This window comes from Salipaludibacillus daqingensis, assembly GCF_029891575.1.
In the GTDB taxonomy this organism is placed as follows: Bacteria; Bacillota; Bacilli; order Bacillales; family Salisediminibacteriaceae; genus Salipaludibacillus; species Salipaludibacillus daqingensis.
On the sequence record NZ_JARZHF010000002.1, the window covers coordinates 272,110 to 297,559 of the forward strand.

The following is a 25,450-nucleotide window of genomic DNA, read 5'->3' on the forward strand; positions in this document are numbered from 1 at the left end:
ACTAGGAATCCTCCTGAACAGGTTCCATAAACCGAACTCGATAATTTTTATCAAATGAAGGTAACGTCAAATTATCAATTGGGGTAGACGAAAATCGAAAATTATCATAATTAAAAAGATCACTAGCTTGAGAAGACATCATCGCATGATGGATAGACTCAGGATCATCTGCAATGACTTTAATCTCAATTGGAAATTGGCTTAACCAATTACCATTCACTAATGTACGTCCATTAGCTTCACGAATAGCTGTTGTTGAAACAATTCGTTGATTTCCAATTGCAATATGTTGTGCACCTTGTATATTTAATTCATTTATGAGTAAGCGAAGTAAATAAGGGGGCACTGACTTAATTCCTCCACCTGTGTAGTTCTCATCAAAAACAATGTCTATTTCAATAAGTAATCCAGATCCTGTTACTTCTGTCAACCCTGCTTGTTCTTGCAAATCTTCCATCACATCCCCCATGACCAACTCAACGTCCTCTGTTTGTTCCAATTGATACAAAATTTCCATCTGACGATTTAACTCTTCATTTAACGTTTGTTGGGTTTCTCTTTCTGAAATTAACGCTTGGCGGAGTTCTCCAATATTTCTCGTATCACGAGAATCTGGCTCACTGTTCGATTGAAACAGAACCGCTATTAATAACCCAATCATTGTCGTAAGAAACGTATATAATATCATTCGAATCTTCATGACTCTTCGCCGCTTTCAGAAAAACGAGGACTTAATACGATTTCATTTTGTTTCTGGATCCGCACTTGAACATTTTCATTCACAAGTTGGTCTTTTACTCCACCCATAAGGTTTAACGATTCGTCTAATGTATCCTTTTCACCAATAGCAGTAATTTCAAACGGGGCAAAAGAAATTTCTCCATCTATTTCAATGACAGGTCCAATGCATTGAATATAAGATTGATGGTTAATTCGCTGTCCATTTATTGCTACAGCTTCTGCACCAGCAACTAGCAATTCATCCACAACAAGCTGAATATGCTGTTCATGGACTATATAATTATTTGGGTTCTCTTCGCCATGGACGTAGTCAGCATCTGCTAGCGTGACATTAATCCCTTCTCCTTTAACCCCCACTTGTCCAGTAACCATTCTTAAACGGTCAATATCTTCCACGATATTAAAGAATATTCGTTCTTGATTAGAAATCTCATCTTCAATCAATTTAATTTGACCTTGTACTTCTCTTAAATTTTCTGTAAGTTCACGATTCAACTGCTGTTCCTCAAGAATTTCTTCTCTCAGTTCTTCTTCTGCAGCCCATTGAGAATCAGATAAGTGAACACTATTTCCTGTTTCATTTACAAACTGAAAACTTAATATGATCAAAAATCCTAAAACGAAAAGAACAAAAGAGAAAATAGCGTAACTACCCTTCACTCTCAAAACCTTCTTCCTCCTCTTCCTCTTCCTCTTCTGTCTCAAAACGTTCAAAATAAGGGTTTATACGCATATGAACAATTCCTGCTACGTCAGGATCCAACTGCTCTACAACAGATGGATAAGATACTATTCGTTCAGCAAAGTTGTTAGCTGTAGAGCTTACAACAAAGCCATCATTCATGAAAATTGTCAATCGATAAGGGTCATTTTCTACGGGCGCCAAAAAAATATCAGATATTCGATTCCGCATTCCTGTCGATGTTTCCGTTAACTGACTCACCATTGTTTTTCTTGCTTCTTCATTTTCAAAATCATGAAGAATTGGTGCATCATGCGGTGTTACCTTCGACTCTTGATTACTATCAAATATTTCTCCTGATTCTAGCACTGGTAAATAGGATTGATCGTCCCGAATGTAGGCAATGCTTTCAAACTCGTTTACCCTTAATACGACTGTATTTAACCACTCTCTAGAAATCGACACCTCATTTATTGCATCGTGCTCTGAAATTCGCTTCGAGATGTCACTCTCATTTATATTCCACATACTTACTTCTTCAAGTAATTGTGATTGTGTCTCAATCCATTCATCAGAAGCAAAAACGTTCCCCTCAATTTTCAGGTGCTGAATTTGACTAAATGAACTTTGAAAATAGACAATCATCAACATTAAGAAGAAAAAAATCGACACATAAAAAATCAATCGTCTGTTTGTTCTCTGTTTTCTTCGTTCTTTAAGCTTAGGTATTCTTTCTTCAATTTCAACTACTTTTTTTTCTTTCATAAGTCTTTCCTCCATTGTATAGCAAGCAATCAAACGAGAAAACAGACATTGTCCCTATAACTAAAGGGAATTCTTTTCACAAGTTCTATCTATTAAGAACGAACCGCTAAGTTTTAACTTACGTTTACATAATTTGCTCCACTTCTGTCTCCATTTGAACACCATAATGCTTCCATGCTAGTTGTTTTATTTCTTCAATCAGGTTTATTACATCTTTAGCAGTTGCTTCTCCAGTGTTTACAATGAAGTTCCCATGCAACTCAGACACTTTCGCCCCTCCAATGGAATACCCTTTCAACCCTAATTCTTCAATTATTTTACCAGCATGCATAGGTAATGGATTTCTGAATACACTTCCACAACACGGATCTTTCCATGGTTGTGTATTTTTGCGATACGCTTTGTTCTTCTGTAACCTTTCGCGAATCTCCTGCAAATCTCCTTTAATCAATTGCAATTGAGCTGCGATACAAATCCCTCCATTTTCTTGAAGGATAGACGTTCGATACTCAAACCCTAATTCATCTCGAGACATCCACTTGAATTCACCATTCGGCATTAATATCAAAGCTTTTGTGAGAATATCTGACATCTCTGTTTGATGAGCCCCTGCATTCATAAACACAGCACCACCTACAGAGCCTGGAATACCTCCGGCAAACTCTAATCCTGAATAACCTTTTTTACTCATGATCGTCGCCAATTTAATCAAAGAATGCCCTGCTTCTACTGTCACTATTGACTCTTCTTGATGTAGGTTAGCAAGATTATCTCCTAATTTAATAACAACCGCATCAATTCCTTTATCTGAAATGAGAATATTTGAGCCTCTTCCTAAAGCAAACCAACGTAAGGAGTAAGCTGAAATTAATTTCAATCCTTCTTGAAGTCCTTCTAATGAATCAGGTTCAAAAAAAACTCTTGCTGGCCCACCTATTTTCCAAGTTGTATGATGTTTTAATGGTTCATTTAGTTTAATGGAACCTAATTTCTGTTGTTCCAACTTCTTACTAAGCTCATTTATTTTTCTTTCATTCATTTCTTTCCACCCTTTATCGCGTCATAAATAAGTCTTTCCAAATTTTCAGATGCATCTGGTTTTCCTAAACGAAGGGCGCCTTTTTTCATAGAGAGCCACGTTTGCTCGTTATTTAATATAAGATCTATTTCTTCCATTAACTTTTCTGGTGAAGATTCTTTTTCTAGTATAACCTTTGCTGCAGACTCTTTTTCTAATGAGCGCGCGTTTTTTTCTTGGTGATTATTTGTAACATAAGGACTCGGAATTAATATGGATGGTAAACCTAATGCCGTAATTTCCGCCAACGTTGTCGCACCTGCTCTGGCAACAATTAAATCAACTTCATTTAATACAGCGGGCATATCGTGAATATAGGGCACATAAACAAGGTTTTTAACGTCATTTTCTTGAAGATCGAACTGCTCTTTCACTTTTTCATAATGAGCGTCTCCAGTTACGTAGAGACACTGGTAATCCTTATCCTTCCACTGATCATGCGTACTCATGATTGCATCATTGATCGGCTTTGCCCCACGACTACCACCAACGACTAAAACTGTTTTCTTAGTTGGGTCTAATCCAAGTTCAATAAGTCTATTTTTATTTTTTGAATAGTCACCTTTCACTACTTCACTTGCCCTCGGATTACCAGTCATTACAACCTTCTCTTTCGGGAAAAATGAGGCAGCGTCAGGAAAAGAAATAGCAACCTTTGTCACATACTTTGCTAAAAATTTATTGGTAAGCCCTGGCACACTATTTTGTTCATGAATAATCGTTGGAATATTTTGCTTAGCTGCTGCGTAAACAACTGGTCCACATACATAACCGCCTGTTCCAATAACAACATCTGGTTGAAACTCTTTAATATACTTCTTTGATTTACTGACGGCATTGAAAAAACGAAATACCGTTTTTACGTTTTCTATTGATACCTTTCGTTTAAACCCTGATATTTTGACCGTTTTCAACGGGATTCCTTCTTTTGGAACAATATCCGACTCGAGGCCGTTCTCTGTTCCAATATACAAACACTCTACTGATTCATCTTGATTTATTAGATGGCGAATGAGCGCGATGGCTGGATAAATATGGCCACCTGTGCCTCCACCAGATACTAGTATTTTCATATGATCCTCCTACATAATCCATTAATATTTCATTTCAGTTATTATTTTCATTTGGTGAACAATCATACGGTTCTCACAACTTTCAAAGAAGCCCGTATCTTTACGTAATGATTTGGAAGACTTATTATATATTATGCACTCATACAATTTATGATCGTTTTCAAAATCACACGGTAATAATGCCAGATTTAACACCGTACAATTAAAAGTATAACCATTCTTATTCTAACCGAAGACCAAGGGAAATTTAAGCTAATTCTGTAGTTTTTTTGATTTAATTTCCAAACAATCCATTTTATTAACGTAACTTCAACAATTTATTAAAAATACGCTTTAAAAGAGACTGCTTTTTAGCCATTACGCATTCAGAAAAACGAGCCAGGATATATCCACCTGACTCGTTTTTTATACCATCTCGATATACGTGATCAGCTACTCAAAAGAGCAACAGGCGGCCACTTTCACAGAAAAGAAACGGATTTCGAACCTAGTTATATAAAAGCATGTTCAACATAAATACTTTTTGACAGCCTGTTAAGAAAAGGCACTTCCATTTTTTACCGAATATGTCGACTTATATTTAACAAGATACCAATCGTCGTCAACATAAGTGTTAACGATGAACCACCGTAACTAAGAAGAGGTAATGTGATCCCTGTTACTGGCATTAAACCAATAACTACACCAATATTTATCATCACTTGAATCGCAATCATACTGATGATTCCAGTCGCAAATAGTGTTCCATATAAATCAGGGGCATGAATGGCAATTCTCAATCCTCGCCATAATAAAATGGCAAAACATACAAGTACAAAACTTCCACCTAAAAAACCTAGTTCTTCTGCCAAAATCGCAAAAATGAAATCCGTTTGTGGTTCCGGTAAGTAGAAATATTTTTGCCTACTATGTCCTAGACCTAAACCTAACACTCCACCAGGGCCAATAGCAAATAACGATTGAATGATTTGAAAGCCACTCCCCAGCGGGTCTTGCCAAGGGTTTAAAAAAGATGTGATTCTTTCTAATCGATAAGGTGCTGAAATAATCAATGCTACCAGTCCTGCTAAACCAATCGCTCCTAAAAAGTAAAAATGGGATAGTTTTGCCCCTGCGACAAAAATTAATATCACGCAAGTTAAAACCATTACAGCACCTGTACCTAAATCTGGTTGAAGCATAATCAGACCAAACGCTAAGAAAATTAATGAAAAAATTGGAATTAATCCTCTTCGCCACGTTGTGATATATTTTTGATTTTTAGCAATATACTTGGCCAAAAAGAGTATCATCGCGAGCTTCATAAACTCCGAAGGTTGAATCGAAAATGCGCCCACTCCAAGCCAACTTTGTGCACCACCTCGAACCAAACCTACACCAGGAATTAACACTACAATTAGTAAGATAAAGCAAATAATTAGTACGCTATTGGAAACTTTTTTCAACCGCCAATAGTCTACTTGCATCATAAAAAACATCGAAATAAACCCAATTACAACAAAAAATAATTGACGCTTTAAAAAGAAATAAGGGTCTTCAAATCGATACTCACCCCATGCTGCACTGGCACTATAAACCATAACACTTCCAATAATTACTAGAACAAACGTCACAACAGTCAAAACAAAGTCTGGAGTCGTTCGTACTTTAGGCAATAGGAATCCACCTCGATTCATCATCACCCCGATAGAGGGTTTCTATTACCTATTCGTATGATTAACTTGGACAAACATGACTGCTATTTTCCACTTTTCATGTTATGAAACGTTGTTGTGAACATGTTACCTCTTTCTTCAAACGTTTTAAATTGATCCCATGACGCACAAGCAGGAGATAATAAAATAACATCGTTCGGTTTTGAGTGAGCGTATGCTTTCTTCGTAGCATCTTCAAGTGAATCAACCATCATCACCTCTGATACACCTGCTCGCTTCGCCACATCCGATAATTTATCTTTCGTTTCACCGTATGTAATCATTGACGTTACATGTTCAGATAAAAGTGGTATTAACCCATCAAACGACAGGCCACGGTCCAATCCCCCTGCAATTAGTACAACAGGATCTTTAAATGCTTTCAATGCAGTAATAGTGGCTGGGACATTCGTTGCTTTGGAGTTATTATAAAACTTCCGGTTATTCAGTTCTCCAATATATTGTAATCGATGCTGAACCCCTGCAAATGTTCTCAACACATGGCGAATCTGATCAATCTTTCCTCCTGCTAATAGCGCTGCTGCTGCTGCTGCTAAACCGTTAGCGATATTATGTTCTCCTGGTAAGGACATTTCCTTTGCAGGAATAAGCTGTTTATTAAACACAGTCAGCCAACCGTCGATGATACATGCTCCATCTGGCATCATTTGCTCTGTTGAAAAAGGAATCTTTTGAGCTTGTCCACTCTTAACAACTTCTGCAACAATCGGATCATCAGCGTTGTATATTAGATAATCATCGTTTGATTGGTTCTTAAATATATTCTTTTTTGCCTCTATATAAGCATCCATAGACCCATGATAATCAAGGTGGGCTTCGACAAAGTTTAATAACACAGCAACCTTTGGTGAAAAAGTTTCCACCCCCATTAATTGGAAACTAGATAACTCCATGACCATTTCATTTTCAACAGTAGCTTGTTGAGCAACCCCACATGCTACTTCGCCAATATTCCCGGCAAGAAGAGGAGCTTTATCGCCACCTTCTAACATCTGACCAATATACGTCGTGGTTGTCGTTTTACCATTGGATCCTGTAATTCCAATCATTTCTGCTTCCGATATAAGAAATGCTAGTTCTACTTCCGTTAAAACAGGTATGTTTTTTTCTATCGCTTTTTTTACTAACGGATGATCATATCGAATCCCTGGATTTTTAATTAAATAATCTAATGTATCGTCTACGAGTAGATCAGGATGTGAACCGCAAATAACAGTCACACCTATTTTTTCTACTTCTTGTGCTTGAATATTTTCTTCATAAGGTTTTTGGTCATTTACTGTTACATTTGCCTCTAACTTATGCAATAGTTTTGCAGATTCTGTGCCACTTTTTGCTAAACCTAATACAAGGACATTTTTATTTTGAAATTTATTAATCATTTTCATGAAATCCACACCTCTAAATAAACACCTGTAATTGCAAAAATTATACCTATCAACCAAAACGTCACTACAACTCGCCACTCGCTCCATCCAGAAAGTTCATAATGATGATGAAGAGGACTCATCTTAAATACCCGCTTTCCTCGTGTTTTAAACGAGATGACTTGGATGATAACCGATAGTGTTTCAATAACAAAAACCCCACCGATAACAACGAGTAATAATTCCATTTTTGTTAAAATAGCAATCATCGCCAGCGCGCCACCTAAAGCTAGTGACCCTGTATCTCCCATAAAAACTTTAGCAGGGTGAGCGTTGAATACTAGAAACCCTAATACAGATCCCACAACGGCTATAGAAAACAATGACACTGTCAGCATATCTGTAGAATAAGCGATAATAGCAAACGAACCGAAGGCAACCGCAGCAGTTCCAGCTACTAATCCATCAAGTCCATCTGTTAAATTCACTGCATTACTTGCACCTACAAGCATAACAATAATAAGCGGCAGATAAAGCCACCCAAAGTCAACAGCAAAGTTTGTTCCAGGCAAGTGAACTTCTGTAGATAAACCTGTTTGCTGCAGAACAACATAAACAATGACTGAAATGGCTACTTGCCCTAAAAATTTCTGCTTTGATGTTAATCCTAAGTTTCTTTTTTTCACTACTTTAATATAATCGTCTAAAAAACCTAACAATCCAAATCCAACAGTAACTAAAAGCAATAGCCAAACTTCAACACCAATGTTCTGGAATTGTCCTGCCATAACCAATGAAGATAAAACGATGGAAAGAATAATGACAAGCCCCCCCATCGTTGGGGTACCCGTTTTTTTCTGGTGAGATTTTGGCCCTTCTTCTCGAATACTTTGACCAAATTTCAGCTTTCTTAAAAACGGAATAAAAATCGGTGACAAAAACACCGTTAATAAAAATGATAATAATAATGTAAATAACAACCCTTGTTCCAACATGAAAGGAACTCCTTTCTACCGCCTGTTCAACTCGTTAATTATTTGTTCTAACAACTCTCTATTCGCACCTCTATATAGTATCAAGCTAGATGATTCCAGCAATTCTTTAAATGTATCAATTGCTTCCGCGTGATTATTAAAGTGCTTGTTATTAAGTTTATCGTCTCCGACTCTTTTTAATGCCTCTGTAACCCAAAAAGCTTTTTCACCTATCGTAATAACATCTGTTATAGGAGGAGACATGTGCATAGCAAATGTCTCATGAAGAGTTTTATCTAATGGATTTGCTTGAAATCCTTCGTCAACGATAACAACTCGTCTATCAAAATCATGAAGATGTTTTACCATTCCTAACGAATATTCCACGTCACTTTCTTCGACGTTTCCATGATCAAATAAAACAACCGACTTTTCCGCCATACCAATGTGATCAAGAGAAAGGTCTTCTAGCGTCAAACTTTTCAGTGCCGAGTAGATTTTGTCTGCCCCTAGTCCTAAATGAATCGCCATACCAATTACTCCAGCAACTGGTTTAATATGACGACTTAATAAAACAGGAAGCTCAAAATCCATAAATAATACACCTGCTATTTGAAAAGTAACAACTTCTTCCTTTCTCTCCACCTTATGCACTTTAAAAATGTTATCTTCCGCATAACCAAACTTCATCACATCTGCCGTCCAATCATACTGATCAACATCGAAATCACCATCAATGAATAACGTTCCACTTCGCTTCATACCATCTTCAATATGAGTAGATGTTCGGTTCATTTCGTCCATTTCAGTAATAATCGCAAAGCTAGGTTGCAAGAGTTTACTTACATAGCTTAGTTTCTCTTTTGAAGAAGGAACTTCATAAATAAGAGCGTCTGTCTCATTAGGCATCGATAAGATTGTTTCAATCACATATAATTGATTTCCAGAGCCTTCTGTTGTGTCATGAATGGTATACGATTTTCCTAATACTCGTTTCATCACTGCTTTTGTCGAAAACCTTGAATAATCACCGGTTATAGCAATTCTAACGGGATCCACTTCAAACAAGTACCTATCTGCCATTTTTTCAACAGCTTCTAATGGATCATCCACAAAAAATATAGGGAAATTGTTTGGTAATGTAGGTGGTAAGTCATGATCTTTTTTCCAAAAAGTAGCAACTGCCCCGTTCTCAATTGCTGTTTCAATGAATTGATGCCCATCGTATCGTTGGTCATTCATTGGCACAAAGATTTCTCCTTCTTTTAAACGGTTCATATCAAAGCAAACGCCTTTTGCCATAAATGTAATCGTAAACGTTCCTTCTATTTCGCTACATACGGACTTGATAAGTTGACTATCGATATGTCCATTCATGTCAATTCCGCCCCTTTATTGCTTTTAATGCTTCCACTTTATCATCAAAATCAAATGTCTTATCTCCAATAATTTGATATGTTTCGTGGCCTTTCCCGGCAATTAAAATGATTTCATCTTGTTCCGCTCGTTCTACAGCTTGGTTAATCGCGTCTTTTCGACTTTCTACTACTAAGTAATCTTTCTCAACCATGCCTTTTTCCATTTCACGGATAATTTGTCTCGGATCTTCAGAACGAGGATTATCAGAAGTTAGGTAGACAAAATCAGCAAGTTCTTCAGCGATAGCTGCCATTTGCGGGCGTTTTGATCGATCACGATCTCCTCCACAACCAACAATAACTGAGATTTTTCCTTTAGCAATCTCTTTTATCGTCTCCAATACATTCCTTAGACTATCAGGTGTATGTGCGTAATCAACAATGACATGAAAAGGAGCCTCTGCATCTACCTTTTCAAAACGACCTGCAACACCAGAAATTTTTGCTAAGCTATGTTGTATCGATTCTAGTTGTACCCCTGAAGCATAAGTCGCTGCTGCTGCTGCAAGAGCATTATATACGGAGAATTTACCTGGAAGTTGTAACGTAATAGCATACTCTTTACTCCCAACAACAAGCTTAAAGTTTGCTCCTGATTCATGAATATTCACATCGACTGCTCGGAAATCTGCTTGCTCATCCATTCCGTAAGTAATGATAGGTGCTGCGGTCATTTTTTCTAATTGAGGAAAAAAGTCGTCATCCATATTTAGAATAGCGATGTTCTGTCCAGTCTTCTGATAACGACTACCTAGTTGAGAAAAAAGCAACCCTTTCGCTTGTCCATACTTTTCCATTGTCTCATGATAGTCTAAATGGTCTTGCGACAAATTTGTAAAAACACCAACATTAAATTCAGTACCGTGAACTCTTCCTAATTCTAGTGCATGAGAAGAGACCTCCATCGTCACTGTTTTTACTCCTTCTTCAACCATTTGTGCAAATTCTTTTTGAAGGACAAGTGATTCTGGAGTTGTATTTTTCACTTCTATTTCTTTACCTTTATATTTCATATACATTGTTCCAATAATGCCAGTTTCCATATCGTGATCCGTTAAAATGGAATGAATAAGATGTGTCGTCGATGTTTTCCCATTCGTGCCCGTCACACCAATCATATGCATTTTAGAACTCGGCAACTGATAAAAATGGGCAGATAATATGGCCATCGTCCGTTTCACATCTCTTACTTTGATCATCGGTACATCTACTTGTATTTCTTTTTCAACAACGAGGGCGACAGCCCCCATTTTAATCGCTTGCTCGGCAAAATCGTGTCCATCCACAGTAAAACCTGGAACACAAAAGAATAAACTTCCTGCTTCGATTTTACGTGAATCCATTTCTAAGCTTTGAATAGAAGGATTATCTTCTCCTATATATTTACAAGCTGGTAATAAATTTGCCAATTCTTTTAATTGCATCATATCAAAAATCCCTCTTTCATCAGCTTCTTTCTATGTTTGAAAAGTAATCATCGAATGATTCTCAGTTCCATTTTACTGTTCCTCAGTTGTTTTGTCACCCATATAAACACGAATTGTCGAACCTGCTTCAATTCGTACTCCAGGTTCAGGTGATTGTAAAACAACCTCATCTCCGTCTCCATCCACTTCTAGTTTTAAATCATAATAAGATTCATGAATATCTCGGACTGTTCTTCCTATAAGATCAGGCACTTCGACAATCGGTGTATCTGTCCACGTTGTTTCTTTTTCAATTTGATCTGATCTCTTCGGAACGCCCATGGCAATAAGCGCATCCTCTATAATGTTCCCAACAATTGGAGCAGCAACCACCCCTCCAAATTGCACTGTTTCTTTCGGGTTGTCAATCGCGACGTAAACAACAATTTCTGGTTCGTCTGCTGGAGCAAAACCTATAAATGAAACGATATGATTGTTTTCCAAATATTTCCCATCTTTTGCTTTTTGAGCCGTTCCTGTTTTTCCACCAATGCGATAACCATCCACAAATGCACCGCGACCTGTCCCTTTTGCTACCACATGCTCAAGGGCATGTCGAATCTCATCTGATGTCTCTTGAGAGATTACATTTCTTTTCATCAAAGAATCATTTTTAATGGTTATTTCATTTGTTAAAGGGTCTATAAATTCTTTCGCTAAATAAGGTTGATAAAGGTTCCCACCATTAATCGCTGCGGCAACTGCTGCCACTTGTTGAATTGGCGTTACAGAAACTCCCTGCCCAAAAGCTGTCGTTGCTAATTCTAACGGCCCTATTGCTTCAGGTTTAAATAATATACCCGTTCCTTCTCCTTGTAAATCGATACCAGTTTCTTGACCAAATCCGAAATTAGTAATATATTCAAATAATTTTTTTTCCCCCAACCTTTCTCCCAAGACGACAAAACCTGGGTTGCACGAATTTTGTACAACTTCTAAAAAGGTTTGAGAACCGTGGCCACCTTTCTTCCAACATTTAAGTTTTTGACCTGAAACCTCAATATATCCTGGATCATAAAAATTATCTTTTTCTAAATCAACGAGTTGTTCTTCAAGTGCCGCAGCAAGTGTAATGATTTTAAATGTAGATCCAGGTTCATAAGTGCTCCAAATCGGTTTATTTTGGTTATATATTTCTGCTGGAACGTCTTGAAATTTCTCTGGGTCATAATCTGGTCTTGAAGACATTCCTAAAATTTCTCCATTATTAGGATCCATCGCTATCGCTATCGCACCATCGGGGTTATATACTGCTTCCGCTTCATCTAATTCTCTTTCTAATATTGTTTGTACTTTAGCATCCACTGTTAGTTTCATATGTTGTCCATCCGTTGGAGGAGTGTAACGATCGGCTAAATCGGGCATTCTTCTGCCTTTCGCATCAGAATAAAAAGACACATGTCCAGATTCCCCTTTTAGTAGCTCATCATAATACAACTCTAAACCTGTTAACCCTTGATTATCAATTCCAGCAAAACCTAATACATGCGATAAGTAATTACCTCTCGGGTAGTGTCTTCTGTAATCTTCTGCCACATAGATACCTTCTAACTGTAGCGATCGAACCTCATTTGCTATTTCGTTGGTTACTTTTCTGCCCTCAGGATTAATTCGAACAATCGATTCGTTTTTTGTCAGTTTTTCATAAGCTTTTTCTGTTGTTATAGATAATACACTTGCTAATTTTTCAGAGTCAGCAACTGGATCTTTAATTTGCCTTGGCGCAACTAAAATTGACGGTGCTGTCACGTTCGTGGCTAAAATATCACCATTACGATCCAGTATCTCACCTCTTTGTGCTTCAAATGGAATATTTCTGCCCCATGATTCTTCTGCTTTCTCAGATATATCATCACCCATAACGACTTGGACGTACCATAACCGACCGATCATAATTAAAAATAAACAAACACCAGTAATTAATGTAAATACAAGTCTTTTTCTAACCGTCACATATGAAACTCTTTTCATTATGAACCTCCCCAACAAGACAATTTGGCTTGGTTCACATATATGAAAAAAAAGGACAGGTTAGAACCTGCCCAATTAGGAAAGAGAAAGAACACGATCAATATTAATCATTGGAGCTTATAACCACCCCTAATCCATGAAAAAATCTTCATCGTTCTCTTCACTATCGTTTCCATCTTCCATACCATCTTCATCGGGTAATTCGACTTCATCCATCGACAGTTCAATAATCATTCGGCTGAGATCAGTCATTTCACTACCAGCACTTGGCTTTTGTACTTGAACAAAACCTTCTCCGCTTACATCCATATCAATTCCGGTTACTTCACCAAGCAAATAAACACTTCGTGATGACCAGTTAGTAACGTCGGGAACAAGCGGATTATCATCATTGGTTAATAATATAACTCTTTCACCATGGATTAGTTCAGAGCCTTCTGAATGGGACTGTCGGACAATCTCACTTCCGTTTCCAATTGTCGTCACTTCTAGCCCGTAATCGGTTAATTGTTCTTTCACATCATCCGTTGATTCTCCTTCGTAATTTCCCAATATAATTTCCTCTTGAACAGAATGTACATCGTCTTCATCTGATGGCGCAATATTTAAATATTGAAGGCTTTGTTCCATTACTTGTCGAAAGATCATCGAAACAGGCTCAGATCCAACTTGAGATGGCTCTAAATCAGGTCGATCTACAGCTACATAGACAATGACTTCAGGATCGGAGGAAGGTGCCATACCTAAAAAGGAATAAATATTTTCTCCAGATAAATATCCACCTGTTTCACCAGCAATTTGTGCAGTCCCTGTTTTTCCAGCGACGTCAAATCCGTCAATGGCAAAAGGTCGTCCTGTTCCAACGTCAGATGTAACAACTGTTTCCATCAAACCTAGAACTTCTTTAGCCGTTTCTTCTGAAATAGGTTCTCCTTTAATTTCTGATTCTCCTTGATATTCAATGTCTCCTGAACTAGCATCTTGTATCCGGTCAATGACATACGGTTTCATCATTTTACCGCCATTTGCTATCGCTGTTGCAGCTTGAATTTGTTGAATTGGCGTAATCGCTGACCCTTGTCCAAAAGATGTGGTTGCCGCATCGATCCGATATTGATCTGCAATAAGCCCTGTCGCTTCGTTTGGTAAATCTATGCCTGTCATATCACGAAAACCAAAAGCATTCACATACTCATATAGACGTTCTGGACCAAGTAATTCTAACGCAATTTTAGAAAAGGCAACATTAGATGATCGTTGAAACCCTTCTTCATAAGTGATCTCACCCCAACCTCTACCTTGGTTATGATCCCTAACAGTACGATCAATAATTTCATAAGAACCAGACTCAAACGTATTATCTCCTTGAAATACCCCTTCTTCTATTGCAGCAGCAAGAGTAAAAATTTTCATCGTTGAGCCAGGCTCAAACCTAGAGGATATATTGAAATTCGTATAGTTTTCAATCGATTCGTATTGATTAGGATTAAAGCTTGGACGGTTACTCATTCCTAGAATTTCTCCTGTTTTAGCATTTGCGACTACAGCCATCATTCTTTCAGGACTATATTCTTCATCCACTTGACTCATCGTTTGTTCAATGGACATTTGAATTCTAGAATCAATTGTTAGAAAAACATCATCTCCGTTTTTAGGTTCTTCAATAATCTCTTCTGCGTTGACAAGACGTCTATTTCGTCCATCTTTCTTGTATGTGATTTCTCCGTTTGTTTGCTTCAAATGTTCATCTAAACTACTTTCAAGTCCCATTCTAGCAACGGACATATCCCGTTCAGTATACCCAATAATATGGGACGCAAATGTTTGGTTAGGGTAATAGCGACGTGGATCTTCTCGAAATATAATTCCGTCTATTTCAAGTTCTTCAACTTTCTTCTTTTTTTCAAAGCTAATATTTTTAGCTTGTGCACCTAATTCGACTTGAACTGCATCTCTTGTCAATTGGTTTTCAATCATTTCTTCTTCGATTTCCAATACAGAGCTTAACTTTTGAGCAGCATCTCTTGGATCAGTTATATGATTTTCAAATCGATCATCAAGAACAGCAATAATCGTATAAGATGTGATTTCTTCTGCTAACACGTCTCCATTTCGATCGTGAATGGAACCGCGATGACCTTCAATTATTCGAGATTCAGACCAGCGTCTTTCTAAAAGCTCTTCTAAATTAGTTCCTTGCACTTCTTTCGCTGCTTGTATGTAAATAAAACGGGAAAAAAGGAGAACAATGATCGCTAAAAAGATAAACAAAAAAATTAACGCTCTTGTTGTCACCCGCTTATTTCTCACTTCTTCCATCGCTTCTCCCTCCTTTCATCATACTTAAAAAGGAGTCACTAATCATTTCCGTGAATAACTTTAACACTTTTATCATTTAGTTCCATACCTAAATCATTTTGTGCAATATCTAGAATTCTATCAGGATCTGATAGTTCTTTTACTTGCAATGTCAATCCGCCATTAACTTCTTGTTGTTGTGTAATTTCAGTTTCTGTTTGTTGTATTTGATGATTCAATGAATACATTGTTGCATAGTTTGAAAGAATGAGATAGAGCACAAATATCACTGCAATAAGCGCCATAGAATAAATCAATTTTTCCCCCTTCGTTATTCCGCCCTTAAACACACGTTCTTTCACTGTTCTCGTCTGACGATCATGCTGTGGTAACGAACTTTCTTGCAACCGCTTTTCCACGAGTGGACTCATATTCATTCCTCCTTATTGGTTTTTTTCGGCTATTCTTAATTTCGCCGAATGGGCTCGGTTGTTCACCGCTAATTCTTGTTCATTTGCAAGGATAGGTTTGCGAGTAACCAATGTTAATTCCGGTTCAAACCCCTTAGGGATAACCGGTAATCCTTTAGGTAATTCTGGATAACTGCTTTTCTTTTTAAACACTTGTTTACATATACGGTCTTCCAATGAATGGAAGGTAATAACAGCAATTCTTCCTCCTGGTTTCGTGAAATCAATCGCGTCAGATATTGCTTTTTCAAAAACATTCAGTTCATCGTTAACTGCAATACGTATGGCTTGAAAAGTCCGCTTCGCCGGATGTCCACCTTTTCTTCTTGCCGGTGCAGGAATGGCGTCCTTAATAATCTCTACTAGTTGAAATGTCGTTTCAATCGGAGCTGTTTCACGGAATTTTTCGATTTTTCTAGCAATTTGTTTAGAAAATTTCTCCTCACCGTACTTTGATATAATTCCCATTAGCTCATGGAAAGTCCAGTTATTAACCACTTCATAAGCAGTTAATTGTTGGGTTTGATCCATTCGCATATCAAGTGGGGCATCATAACGATAACTGAACCCTCTTTCCGGTTCATCAAACTGAGGAGAAGAAACGCCTAAATCAAAAATAAAACCATCAACTTCCATAATTTGTCTAGCCTCTAATTCTTCTTTTAAATTTAAAAAATTATTATGTACAAATTGAATATTGCTGGAAAAAGGTGCAAGCCTTTCTTTTGCAAAAGCTAATGCTTTATCATCTTGATCAAAAGCAATTAACTTCCCTTGTGGAGAAAGCTCTTGTAAAAGCCGTTCACTGTGACCTCCACCACCAAGAGTACAATCAACGTAAGTTCCATTAGGGTCCACTTGCAACCCATTAATTGTTTCCTCTTTTAAAACTGTTTCATGTTCAAACAAATGATTTGTCCTCCTTCCCCACTTTCTTTTTTTATAAAGCATCTATTTCCTTGGCAATAAGTATTTTCGTTTTGTAGCGACACTATGCAATTTCAAGGTGATTATCCTCAAAAATATGATGTTATAGTTCAAAATCGACGATTCCTTCGGCAATTTCAGCAAATGATTCCTCAGACTCAGCGAAATACTCTTCCCAAATAGCTTTACTCCATATCTCTACACGGTTTGAAACACCGATAATGACACATTCTTTTTCTAATTTAGCGTAACTGCGCAATGTTGAAGCTATATTTACTCTCCCTTGCTTATCAAGTTCACACTCAGCAGCTCCTGAAAAGAAAAATCTTGTGAAAGCTCTAGCATCTTTTTTTGTGAACGGAAGAGACTTTAATTTTTGTTCTAATTGTTTCCATTCTTCTTCAGGATAAACAAATAAACACTTATCCATCCCCCTAGTGACTACGAAGGTGGAACCTAGTTCTTCACGGAATTTGGCAGGAACTATCATACGGCCTTTGTCATCAATATTATGATGATGCTCTCCCATGAACATGCGGTCCCAACTCCTCTCCACTTTCTAACACTAATTTACCACATCCCCCCACTTTAAACCACTTAGTTTTCAAAATAAATACGAAAATTTCATTTTTTACTTATATTAAATGTTGCCATAAGCGTTATATAGCATGATTTTTCTTTCCGTTTAAAATTATGTAATTTTTATATCATCACCTATTTGACTAAGTAGCTAAAATTTACATGTCTTTTTTTATCCTGAACCTGTGACATTCATTTGCGTTTTTATACAAAGAAGGAACCGCTGCGAAATCGCAGCGGTTCTAAAGGTAAGCTATGTTAAAGATTAATATTCATTTCAGAATTCGAGAGACAACCTCTGGAAAATTTATAAATAAATATAGAGATGGCTTCCAGCAATATTACTTACTGATGATTCTTCTAAGCTCGATAACGTTCTTTTCACTAAATCATCTCCGTAAAGATTGAGATAAGGATAAATATTTAAATACCTTTCCTGCCAATTTCCATGTGGTTTGATTTCCATTTCCAGATCATTTAATCTACTAATATGTGTTTCATTTTTCACTAATAAATATTGCTTCACTTTTTTTTCATAGGTGTGGAACTCTGCCTTCATCTTAGATTGAAAAAGATGATTAAGTGGGGCAACCCCTTTACCTAGGGGGGCAACGTTATCTTGAACTTTACTTAACCATTTTTGTAATTCTTGTTCTGCCTCGTGTAAAACTTGCTCTTCATCTACTGCTTTGTCTTCGTTAATGAGACATTGCTGAACTTTCTTCACGCCACCCATTGTCACATCCACAGGATTCATTTCATACTTCATTAAGTTTTTCTCTGACTTTCTTGACACAAGGGTCAAATGAAGTCGCGGTCGAACGACGGGCATATGACGGTCGAACTGGTGAAAAGCTTGTTTCAGAGCAGCCCAGTATTTTAACTCTCCTGGCCCGGCTATAAACGTATGTACAGGTAAGAGGAAATCTTGCATAATTGGTCGAGTAACAACGTTATTACTTAACTGTAGTGTTCCATCTTTTACTTGTTCAAGTAATTCAGCTTCTGTCCATTCCCTCACACCTTGTTTTTCTCGAAAACCAACATCCGTCCGTTCTAATAAGAAACGTTGATTCCCTTCATGAAAAAACAAGTGGGCATTTTCCTCTTCTAAAGAAATCGGTTCACCTAATCCTTGCTCTTTTATTAAATGGCCTTGTTCAAGAAAAGCTTCTCTTAAAGCATCATTCTTTTCAACCATTTGCTCAAAATATGGTTGTTCTATTTTTCTAATGAGGGGATCAGCAGCATCCATTAATACGAGGTCTGTATCTCGAAATAAACGATGTAATATTTTTGCACACCAATCTGTATACGTTAATTCTTCGGACAAATCTAAAAGTAATTCATTGTAAAGTTTTTTTGTATAGGAAGTTTCATGTAAAAAGAGAAAAGCTTCTTCCAATTCTTTTTTAGCCTCATCAACATTGATATAACGATCGGACATGGAACTTTTTATATCGTTCCTTTCAGCAATACGAATTTTCCTTGAATTTTCTCCATCAAAAAAATATGTATGATTCACTTCATCAATATCATGATCTTCTCCTGCAATCCAAAAAATGGGGATAACAGGCGCAGACAACTTTTCCTCTAAATTTTTCGCCTCTAGTAAAATAGAAATAATCTTATTAACCGTATATAGCGGTCCTGTTAGCATGCCGGCTTGCTGTCCTCCGACAACAACGACACTTTTAGGATCTCTCAGTCGTTCAACTTGCTGCAGAGCGCGAGGGCTAGGGTGGTATTTTTCATTATATTTTTTCAAAGCATGGACTAAATTTTCTCGTTGAAATGTTTTCTCGATTAGTTCATTGTAGCGAGATTGACTATCCGATTCAGACAAATTGTAATCGAAAAAAGAATGTATTTCTGAATTTTGTTGAGTATATTTATGTATAAAAGAATCGTTCTCTATCGTATTTTCAATCATCACCTGCATACTAGTTCAACCTTCCTTTAAATAACGCTCTTTCTGAAATGAAATCCTGCTTTATTATAACAGATTCTTATTTACCTACCAATCAAGAAGACTTCCCAAAAAATCACGTGTAGATACGAAAAATAAGTCCATATATGAGAAGGACGATATAAAGGGTTGAGAATACAACGAATTGGAACCTCCAAACTCCTTTCAAAACTTTTCTCATATCAATGTCCTCATGTTTTTTCCAATGAAAGAACGTGAAAAAAACTGCAGATAACAAAACAAACAATGCAAAGAACCAGCCGGCTTGTATATTCCAAATTTCTAGAAATAAGTAATAGACAGATATGATGAATAATAATGCCGTGCTATCAACAGCGACTTTGAAAGAAAGCTGCTTATTTTTCGTTGTTTTAACGAATAGCAAATAAATGATATATAAACCAAGAATCGGAACGGTTACAAACGTAGCAATGATGATAGCTGTTATTTCATACATCTTGACCTTTCCTTTCTAAACGTTTTATTTCATTATGAATCTGTTGAATGTTAACACTAGATTGATTATTCTTGCTCGCGATTTTTAACAAATATCCTGTGATTGCATCTATCTCAGTGTTTCTGCCTAATTTGATGTCAACACTCATCGATGAATAATTATTTTTAGTCCTTCGAATGACATCCTCCACTTCACTCCACATTTCCTTTGGAAACTCTAATATCTTTCTTGCCTCATCAAAAATGGTATAAGCTTGCTTATGTAATATTTCATCCGTTAATAATGCTCCATTTTTCACTTGGTGAATGGCCGTAATAGGATTCACAACGACGTTAACGAGTAACTTCTTCTTCATCGCTTCTTCGATATTATCAGACCAATAAATTGGAAACCGATCGGTAGTAGACCACAACGATGCAAATATATGCTTTTTCGTTCCATCTCCACCAACTTGAATATTGCCTACGCCAGTATGAACCACTTCATTCCAGCCTTTTTTTATGGCTCCGTGAGTAACAACAGCTGAAAATATCGGATGATTTAATATATCTTTCGCCTTCTCAATATGACCCATTCCATTTTGCATGAATAAAATTGGAATATTTCCTTCCATTCTATGATTCACCCAGTCTATAAAAGAATTAAGGTGCGATTGCTTCATTGTCGCAATGATAACGTCTTCTTTACCCGGTCTATAAGCTTCAAAACTTATTGCAAGAATGCTTTTATTAATTTCCTCTCCTTCATAAAAGCGCGTTATCCCATGTAAATGGATAAAAGCTGCTTGTTCATTTGTTCGTGTTACTACTTTCACTGAGTGACCACATTCTTGTAAATAAGTGGACGTTAACAGTCCGATAGCACCAGCACCAACTATCGTAATTTTCATTTATCCCCCCCCCCTTTTCCAGGACGTTTAATGTCAATATTTTAGCATACTATCTATTCATTCTAACAAATTCTCAAAAGAATACGTTTTCATTTTTGATTTTTTTCAATTATAATAATGTATAGAACATTCTATTATTTACTTGTGAAGCAATGATCCATGAACAAAAGATTATTTTTTATGACTCAGGAGGGGAATTATCATGAACAATCATGAAGTCGTGCGTTTAAAAGTAAACTTTAAAACATTAGAAGAATTTGAGAACTTCAGGGAGTATGGACAGCAAGAGCTGTCTATGAAAGAAGATTTGGAAGAGAATATCGTTGAAAATGATAGCAACTCTCCGTTCTATGGGGTTTATTTCGGTAAAAAACTTGCCGGAAGAATGAGTTTATATAGAATTGACGAGAAGTTTGATCGTTATTTCGATCCACCACAAGATTATTTAGAACTTTGGAAATTAGAAGTTCTCCCAGGTTATCAAGGAAAAGGGATAGGAAAACAACTCGTAGACTATGCAAAAACCCACGGATTGCCTGTGAAAACAAATGCTAGGCAACGTTCGGATGACTTTTGGTTAAAACAAGGATTTGAACCATTAACGTATCAAACAGAAAGAGATAAAGGGGAAAATCCTTATGTATGGTTTCCTAAAGGTGTATCTGAACAAAAAGATAGCTAATCATCCTGCTAACGTCTCTCGATCACGCATAACGAACCCCTGCGCATATTTTGCCGCGGGGGTTCGTTATGCTTTAATCATATTTGGTTATTTAATGACTACTGCCCCATTTTCTCTTTTTTGGTCGCACGTTGCAAAGCATGAATCATCACTTGATAATCTTCTCTTACATCTTGATATGCTTCATTTAAACTTGATAGTTCTTCTCTCAGCCTTTCATTTTCTTTTTTAACTTCCATGAGAGAATGATCTACCAATTGATTTTCTTCAAGTGACTTTTCTTTTTGTTTCCTTAAAAATGAAATCATTTGATCGAACCAAACATGTTCTTCAGACTCGGCTGTGGAACCTTGTTTTAATAAGTTAACTTCATTAGACAAGTTTCCTATCTTGTCTTGTTTATTCACCTGTATTTTCTTTGCCTCTTTTCGAGCCTTTTTCGCTAAATGAATAGCGGATTGATATTTTTTTCGGACAGATGAATTCCACCTAAAACCACACGCAGCAGAAGTTCGAGATAACTTCTCTGCGACTTCTTCAAAGGCCGCTAATTGCGTACCGCCCTCTCTAATATGTCTTAACACTGTTTCTGCTAAAAGCAAATCCTCATCTTGATTCCATGCATCCTGCCTTATCAAACCAAAGACTCCCCCCTTTCCACTTAGCTAGTTGCCCTCTTTTTCAAATCTCATTTTATATGTATGCAACTAATAGAGGAGATAGACTTAGAAAAAAGTAGATCGTCTTCGATTCCAAGGCAATTATTGTTTTTTCGACGATTGAAACAACTTGACAGCTTCGTGATGAGCATCCGATTCCCAAAGTTCCGCACATCGTTCAGCTTCTTGATGCATATTTGCATATAAGCGCTGTTTTTCGTCTTCAGGAAAAAGATTTCTTTTATATGTTTTTAACAACTGATGATGTTTTAGCCACTCATTTGCCCAATCCAACACTTCTTGATCATTTTGTGCAATTCCGTGAATAAATTTTAGTTCTATTAGTTCATCCAGATGGAATACCTTTGCAGAAGTAAGCATTTTTAATGCATCGTGGTATCCAACTCTCTTTTGTAAAAGAGATGCGCCTCCCCATCCAGTGCTGATCGATAGTTTCGCTTGTACAAATCCTACTTTCACCGTGTCACGTGCCAATGAATAATCAGTTGCGCTTGCTAATTCAGCACCACCACCAATAGCAGGACCATCTAAATATGAAATCGTTACAGCTTTTAAACCAACGATTTTTTTCAAAACATTACACATCGGAAACAGCATTTCTTTTGCTTGAGCTGACGTTATTAATTCATGAAATTCATCAAGATCTCCTCCACTACAAAAAGCCCCACCCGTTCCTTGAATAATGATAAGAGACACATCTTTATTTACTGCTAATTCATCTAGTTTTGTATCTAACTGCTTAATCACATCAAAGTCGACTGCATTTTTGCATTGCGGTCGATTCAACACAATTTTTGCTATATGTTTATCTATATACTCTAAGCGAACTTTCATGGAACCACTCCTCAAACGCAATTGAAATAGCGACATTTATAAACGAAAAAAACAGGAAGGTTGTCCTTCCTGCTTCACAATTATTTACTTGCTACGTCTCGCCCTTTATAAGATCCGCACGCTTTACACACGCGGTGTGAAAGTTTCATTTCACCACATTCAGGACATTCAACCATTCCTGGTACACGCAACTTAATGTGTGCACGACGTTGATTCTTCTTTGTTTTACTCGTTTTTCTAAATGGTACTGCCATGAGTCCCACCTCCTTGATGATCATTCAATCAGTAACGAATTCGTCACTATTTTTTGTCAAAAAACTTTTCCAGCTCTTTCAAACGAGGATCAATTTTTTGCTGCTGTTCTTCATCCGGGTTAGTTAATTGCCAACCTTCACCGGATTCAGGAGCTGGTCCCTCTTTCAATTCACTGAACACTCGCATAGGCTTTTCAAGCAATACACGTTCTTGAAGATAAGGCATTAAATCAACCGTGTCATCCTCTAATTCGTGAACATCTTCGTCATTATCGAAGGTGGCCCATTCATCCAGCTGAAAAATTTCAGTGGCATTGATGGAAAAAGGATACTCCACATCGTTCAACGTCCTAGCACAAGGTAATGTCATTGATCCACTTAATTCAAGTTGAAATGTCACTGCATCTCTCGTGAAAAAAGCATCACCTTTCACTTTTACAGGATTAATCTCACGAACTTCACGGTCTATTTCTTTAATTTTGCTCATGTCGACCGATTCGTCAATGTGCAAACCATTCTTCTTAAAGGCAAGCAACTGTTGTACCGACCATTTCATTTCAATTCACCTCAAGACAACAAATGTTATTATATCTTTCAAAAAAACGTTTGTCAAGATAATCTCTTTACATTTTAATTTATCTAGCGACCTGTTGAGAAGATAGTGACTTCTCTATAATACACTAACACAAAATCACTTGGGAAGCGAAAGATGAAAAGCGATTGGAACTCTGTTATTTTTTCCTATATGATCTAATCAGAAGGAAGGTGGTTAAGATGAAAGTACTCGGGTTAATTGTGGAGTATAATCCGTTTCACCATGGTCATTTATATCATTTACAACAATCAGTAAAAAAAACCGGAGCAGATGTTGTTGTTGCTGTGATGAGTGGATCTTTTTTGCAACGGGGAGAACCAGCCCTCGTAAATAAATGGTCACGAACCAAAATGGCTCTCCAAGGAGGCGTGGATGTCGTTGTTGAATTGCCTTATATTCATGCTACCCAAAAAGCTGAGATCTTTGCTGACGGAGCCGTGGCACTCTTACAAGCCCTATCTGTCACCGACTTATGCTTCGGAAGTGAGAATGGGGAGATTGAACCGTTTAAAAAATCAGTTCAATGGCTCAGCGATCATCAAGAACTAGTAAACGAACGAATTAAAATTGAGCTAGAAAAGGGGAAAAGTTACCCAAGAGCGTTTTCTGATGCTTACCTCTCAATTAATGAAACAGATGAACTACTCGATTTAAGCCAACCTAATAATATCTTAGGTTTTCATTATGTACAGTCTGTGATAAAACGACATTCATCGATGCGTTTACATACGATTACAAGAACAGGCTCTCATTATCATGATCAACAAATGACAGATAATCATATTGCTAGCGCTACTGCCATTAGGAATAACCTATTGACAGGAACTACACCCTTGTCAACTATTCAGCCATTCGTGCCAGAATATACGTTTAAAGAATTAGAAAATTATTTAGCAACCAAAGGATCTTTTCACAATTGGGAAGACTATTTCATTTTTTTACGCTATAAATTAATTTCTGAAAGTGCTGAAAATCTTAAATTGATATATGAGTGTGAAGAAGGGTTAGAGCACAGACTAAAACGTGAAATCATTAAAGCTAACTCTTTTGAAGATTTCATTCAAAAATTGAAAACAAAACGTTATACAAGAACGAGATTGCAAAGACTACTTGTTCACCTTTACTTAAATACATCAAAGGAGTTTATGGAGGATTCACTGCGTCCTCAAAACCCACCATATATTCGCATATTAGGCATGTCCCAAAATGGGAGAAAATATCTCTCTCAAACTAAAAAAGAACGATCCACTCCGCTTTTTTCTAAAGCGAGTGAATCGAACGATCCGATTTTTCAAAAAGATGTTGTAGCTAGTCGATTGCATGGCGTTATTCATCCTAACAGCTCATTTATGGATGAATTTCAAGAGATTCCAATCATGTATAACGAAGATTTGAAGCAGTTTCTCTCATAAAAACCACACTACAATTAAAAAGGATACTTTTGATAGGAGTGTTTGAAATCGAGAAGGTATTAAAAGATCATCATCCCCCTTATCATTTCAATTTAATAAAAATGACATCTCCTATTAGAAAAAACGAGTTAGGACGTTCATCCCGACTCGTTTT

At 37.0% G+C, this 25,450-nt stretch carries 24 protein-coding genes; 2 read left to right on the forward strand and 22 right to left on the reverse strand.

Features of this window, described 5'->3' with window-relative positions:
• Position 1: 1 nt before the first annotated feature.
• From QDN89_RS05415 to QDN89_RS05500, 18 genes are all read right to left on the reverse strand, one after another.
• The gene (locus QDN89_RS05415) at positions 2-700 is read right to left on the reverse strand and encodes a DUF881 domain-containing protein (protein WP_280769076.1); all 699 of its coding nucleotides are present in this window, start codon (positions 698-700) and stop codon (positions 2-4) included.
• The gene (locus QDN89_RS05420; protein WP_280769369.1) at positions 697-1,401 is read right to left on the reverse strand and encodes a DUF881 domain-containing protein; all 705 of its coding nucleotides are present in this window, start codon (positions 1,399-1,401) and stop codon (positions 697-699) included. The genes QDN89_RS05415 and QDN89_RS05420 overlap by 4 nt, the downstream gene beginning before the upstream one ends.
• Positions 1,391-2,188: a cell division protein FtsQ/DivIB gene (locus QDN89_RS05425; RefSeq protein ID WP_280769077.1), complete on the reverse strand. Its 798-nt coding sequence runs from the start codon at positions 2,186-2,188 to the stop codon at positions 1,391-1,393. Before QDN89_RS05425 ends, QDN89_RS05420 begins: the two co-directional genes overlap by 11 nt.
• Positions 2,189-2,312: 124 nt before the next feature.
• Complete coding sequence (murB, locus tag QDN89_RS05430; RefSeq protein ID WP_425335377.1) at positions 2,313-3,212, reverse strand: UDP-N-acetylmuramate dehydrogenase; 900 nt, start codon at positions 3,210-3,212, stop codon at positions 2,313-2,315.
• Positions 3,213-3,223: 11 nt separating this feature from the next.
• Positions 3,224-4,339 (reverse strand): undecaprenyldiphospho-muramoylpentapeptide beta-N-acetylglucosaminyltransferase, encoded by a 1,116-nt coding sequence (gene murG / locus QDN89_RS05435; RefSeq protein WP_280769079.1) that lies wholly within the window; start codon positions 4,337-4,339, stop codon positions 3,224-3,226.
• Positions 4,340-4,896: 557 nt separating this feature from the next.
• Positions 4,897-5,994, reverse strand: a complete 1,098-nt coding sequence (spoVE, locus tag QDN89_RS05440; protein ID WP_280769080.1) for a stage V sporulation protein E — start codon at positions 5,992-5,994, stop codon at positions 4,897-4,899.
• Positions 5,995-6,077: 83 nt separating this feature from the next.
• Positions 6,078-7,442, reverse strand: a complete 1,365-nt coding sequence (gene murD / locus QDN89_RS05445; RefSeq protein WP_280769081.1) for a UDP-N-acetylmuramoyl-L-alanine--D-glutamate ligase — start codon at positions 7,440-7,442, stop codon at positions 6,078-6,080.
• Entirely contained in the window at positions 7,439-8,416 is a 978-nt protein-coding gene (mraY, locus tag QDN89_RS05450) for a phospho-N-acetylmuramoyl-pentapeptide-transferase (RefSeq protein ID WP_280769082.1), read from the reverse strand. Before mraY ends, murD begins: the two co-directional genes overlap by 4 nt.
• Before the next feature lie 15 nt (positions 8,417-8,431).
• Positions 8,432-9,772, reverse strand: coding sequence for a UDP-N-acetylmuramoyl-tripeptide--D-alanyl-D-alanine ligase (locus QDN89_RS05455; RefSeq protein WP_280769083.1), 1,341 nt, complete (start codon positions 9,770-9,772; stop codon positions 8,432-8,434).
• Position 9,773: 1 nt separating this feature from the next.
• Positions 9,774-11,237: a UDP-N-acetylmuramoyl-L-alanyl-D-glutamate--2,6-diaminopimelate ligase gene (locus QDN89_RS05460; protein WP_425335378.1), complete on the reverse strand. Its 1,464-nt coding sequence runs from the start codon at positions 11,235-11,237 to the stop codon at positions 9,774-9,776.
• Positions 11,238-11,312: 75 nt separating this feature from the next.
• The gene (locus QDN89_RS05465) at positions 11,313-13,250 is read right to left on the reverse strand and encodes a stage V sporulation protein D (protein WP_280769085.1); all 1,938 of its coding nucleotides are present in this window, start codon (positions 13,248-13,250) and stop codon (positions 11,313-11,315) included.
• A 129-nt stretch (positions 13,251-13,379) separates the two neighbouring features.
• Positions 13,380-15,569, reverse strand: a complete 2,190-nt coding sequence (locus tag QDN89_RS05470; RefSeq protein WP_280769086.1) for a penicillin-binding protein — start codon at positions 15,567-15,569, stop codon at positions 13,380-13,382.
• Positions 15,570-15,607: 38 nt separating this feature from the next.
• The gene (gene ftsL / locus QDN89_RS05475; protein WP_280769087.1) at positions 15,608-15,979 is read right to left on the reverse strand and encodes a cell division protein FtsL; all 372 of its coding nucleotides are present in this window, start codon (positions 15,977-15,979) and stop codon (positions 15,608-15,610) included.
• Between the two features lie 12 nt (positions 15,980-15,991).
• Positions 15,992-16,927, reverse strand: coding sequence for a 16S rRNA (cytosine(1402)-N(4))-methyltransferase RsmH (rsmH, locus tag QDN89_RS05480; RefSeq protein WP_280769088.1), 936 nt, complete (start codon positions 16,925-16,927; stop codon positions 15,992-15,994).
• 121 nt (positions 16,928-17,048) lie between these two features.
• The gene (mraZ, locus tag QDN89_RS05485) at positions 17,049-17,480 is read right to left on the reverse strand and encodes a division/cell wall cluster transcriptional repressor MraZ (protein ID WP_280769089.1); all 432 of its coding nucleotides are present in this window, start codon (positions 17,478-17,480) and stop codon (positions 17,049-17,051) included.
• A 351-nt stretch (positions 17,481-17,831) separates the two neighbouring features.
• Positions 17,832-19,466 carry a bacillithiol biosynthesis cysteine-adding enzyme BshC gene (gene bshC / locus QDN89_RS05490; RefSeq protein ID WP_280769090.1) on the reverse strand — a complete coding sequence of 545 codons (1,635 nt, stop codon included), beginning with the start codon at positions 19,464-19,466 and terminating at the stop codon, positions 17,832-17,834.
• A 103-nt stretch (positions 19,467-19,569) separates the two neighbouring features.
• On the reverse strand, positions 19,570-19,950 hold the full coding sequence (locus tag QDN89_RS05495) for a DUF3397 domain-containing protein (RefSeq protein ID WP_280769091.1): 381 nt from the start codon (positions 19,948-19,950) through the stop codon (positions 19,570-19,572).
• Entirely contained in the window at positions 19,943-20,839 is an 897-nt protein-coding gene (locus QDN89_RS05500) for a 2-dehydropantoate 2-reductase (RefSeq protein WP_280769092.1), read from the reverse strand. Before QDN89_RS05500 ends, QDN89_RS05495 begins: the two co-directional genes overlap by 8 nt.
• A gap of 202 nt (positions 20,840-21,041) precedes the next feature.
• Between QDN89_RS05500 and QDN89_RS05505 the strand changes: the two genes are divergently transcribed.
• A complete protein-coding gene (locus QDN89_RS05505) occupies positions 21,042-21,521 on the forward strand; it encodes an N-acetyltransferase (protein ID WP_280769093.1) in 480 nt (159 codons plus the stop codon).
• Positions 21,522-21,619: 98 nt separating this feature from the next.
• On the opposite strand, the gene QDN89_RS05510 is transcribed toward QDN89_RS05505, so the two are convergent.
• From QDN89_RS05510 to QDN89_RS05525, 4 genes are all read right to left on the reverse strand, one after another.
• Positions 21,620-22,159: an RsfA family transcriptional regulator gene (locus tag QDN89_RS05510; protein ID WP_280769094.1), complete on the reverse strand. Its 540-nt coding sequence runs from the start codon at positions 22,157-22,159 to the stop codon at positions 21,620-21,622.
• A 123-nt stretch (positions 22,160-22,282) separates the two neighbouring features.
• Positions 22,283-23,035: an enoyl-CoA hydratase/isomerase family protein gene (locus QDN89_RS05515; RefSeq protein ID WP_280769095.1), complete on the reverse strand. Its 753-nt coding sequence runs from the start codon at positions 23,033-23,035 to the stop codon at positions 22,283-22,285.
• An 80-nt stretch (positions 23,036-23,115) separates the two neighbouring features.
• Positions 23,116-23,289: a 50S ribosomal protein L32 gene (gene rpmF / locus QDN89_RS05520; protein WP_110609286.1), complete on the reverse strand. Its 174-nt coding sequence runs from the start codon at positions 23,287-23,289 to the stop codon at positions 23,116-23,118.
• A gap of 46 nt (positions 23,290-23,335) precedes the next feature.
• Positions 23,336-23,845 carry a YceD family protein gene (locus QDN89_RS05525; RefSeq protein ID WP_280769096.1) on the reverse strand — a complete coding sequence of 170 codons (510 nt, stop codon included), beginning with the start codon at positions 23,843-23,845 and terminating at the stop codon, positions 23,336-23,338.
• A gap of 218 nt (positions 23,846-24,063) precedes the next feature.
• Between QDN89_RS05525 and QDN89_RS05530 the strand changes: the two genes are divergently transcribed.
• Positions 24,064-25,296: a nucleotidyltransferase gene (locus QDN89_RS05530; protein ID WP_280769097.1), complete on the forward strand. Its 1,233-nt coding sequence runs from the start codon at positions 24,064-24,066 to the stop codon at positions 25,294-25,296.
• The last annotated feature ends 154 nt before the right edge of the window (positions 25,297-25,450 follow it).

Coding starts and splice junctions, on each gene's coding strand:
- mraZ (WP_280769089.1), bottom strand. CDS start 17,480: ATGTTCATGGGAGAGCATCATCATAATATTGATGACAAAGGCCGTATG.
- rpmF (WP_110609286.1), bottom strand. CDS start 23,289: ATGGCAGTACCATTTAGAAAAACGAGTAAAACAAAGAAGAATCAACGT.
- QDN89_RS05500 (WP_280769092.1), bottom strand. CDS start 20,839: ATGAAAATTACGATAGTTGGTGCTGGTGCTATCGGACTGTTAACGTCC.
- bshC (WP_280769090.1), bottom strand. CDS start 19,466: ATGCAGGTGATGATTGAAAATACGATAGAGAACGATTCTTTTATACAT.
- QDN89_RS05415 (WP_280769076.1), bottom strand. CDS start 700: ATGAAGATTCGAATGATATTATATACGTTTCTTACGACAATGATTGGG.
- QDN89_RS05425 (WP_280769077.1), bottom strand. CDS start 2,188: ATGAAAGAAAAAAAAGTAGTTGAAATTGAAGAAAGAATACCTAAGCTT.
- mraY (WP_280769082.1), bottom strand. CDS start 8,416: ATGTTGGAACAAGGGTTGTTATTTACATTATTATTATCATTTTTATTA.
- QDN89_RS05455 (WP_280769083.1), bottom strand. CDS start 9,772: ATGAATGGACATATCGATAGTCAACTTATCAAGTCCGTATGTAGCGAA.
- QDN89_RS05505 (WP_280769093.1), top strand. CDS start 21,042: ATGAACAATCATGAAGTCGTGCGTTTAAAAGTAAACTTTAAAACATTA.
- QDN89_RS05495 (WP_280769091.1), bottom strand. CDS start 19,950: ATGTATGAAATAACAGCTATCATCATTGCTACGTTTGTAACCGTTCCG.
- QDN89_RS05460 (WP_425335378.1), bottom strand. CDS start 11,237: ATGCAATTAAAAGAATTGGCAAATTTATTACCAGCTTGTAAATATATA.
- QDN89_RS05530 (WP_280769097.1), top strand. CDS start 24,064: ATGAAAGTACTCGGGTTAATTGTGGAGTATAATCCGTTTCACCATGGT.
- murG (WP_280769079.1), bottom strand. CDS start 4,339: ATGAAAATACTAGTATCTGGTGGAGGCACAGGTGGCCATATTTATCCA.
- ftsL (WP_280769087.1), bottom strand. CDS start 15,979: ATGAGTCCACTCGTGGAAAAGCGGTTGCAAGAAAGTTCGTTACCACAG.
- QDN89_RS05465 (WP_280769085.1), bottom strand. CDS start 13,250: ATGAAAAGAGTTTCATATGTGACGGTTAGAAAAAGACTTGTATTTACA.
- QDN89_RS05515 (WP_280769095.1), bottom strand. CDS start 23,035: ATGAAAGTTCGCTTAGAGTATATAGATAAACATATAGCAAAAATTGTG.
- murD (WP_280769081.1), bottom strand. CDS start 7,442: ATGAAAATGATTAATAAATTTCAAAATAAAAATGTCCTTGTATTAGGT.
- QDN89_RS05525 (WP_280769096.1), bottom strand. CDS start 23,845: ATGAAATGGTCGGTACAACAGTTGCTTGCCTTTAAGAAGAATGGTTTG.
- QDN89_RS05470 (WP_280769086.1), bottom strand. CDS start 15,569: ATGGAAGAAGTGAGAAATAAGCGGGTGACAACAAGAGCGTTAATTTTT.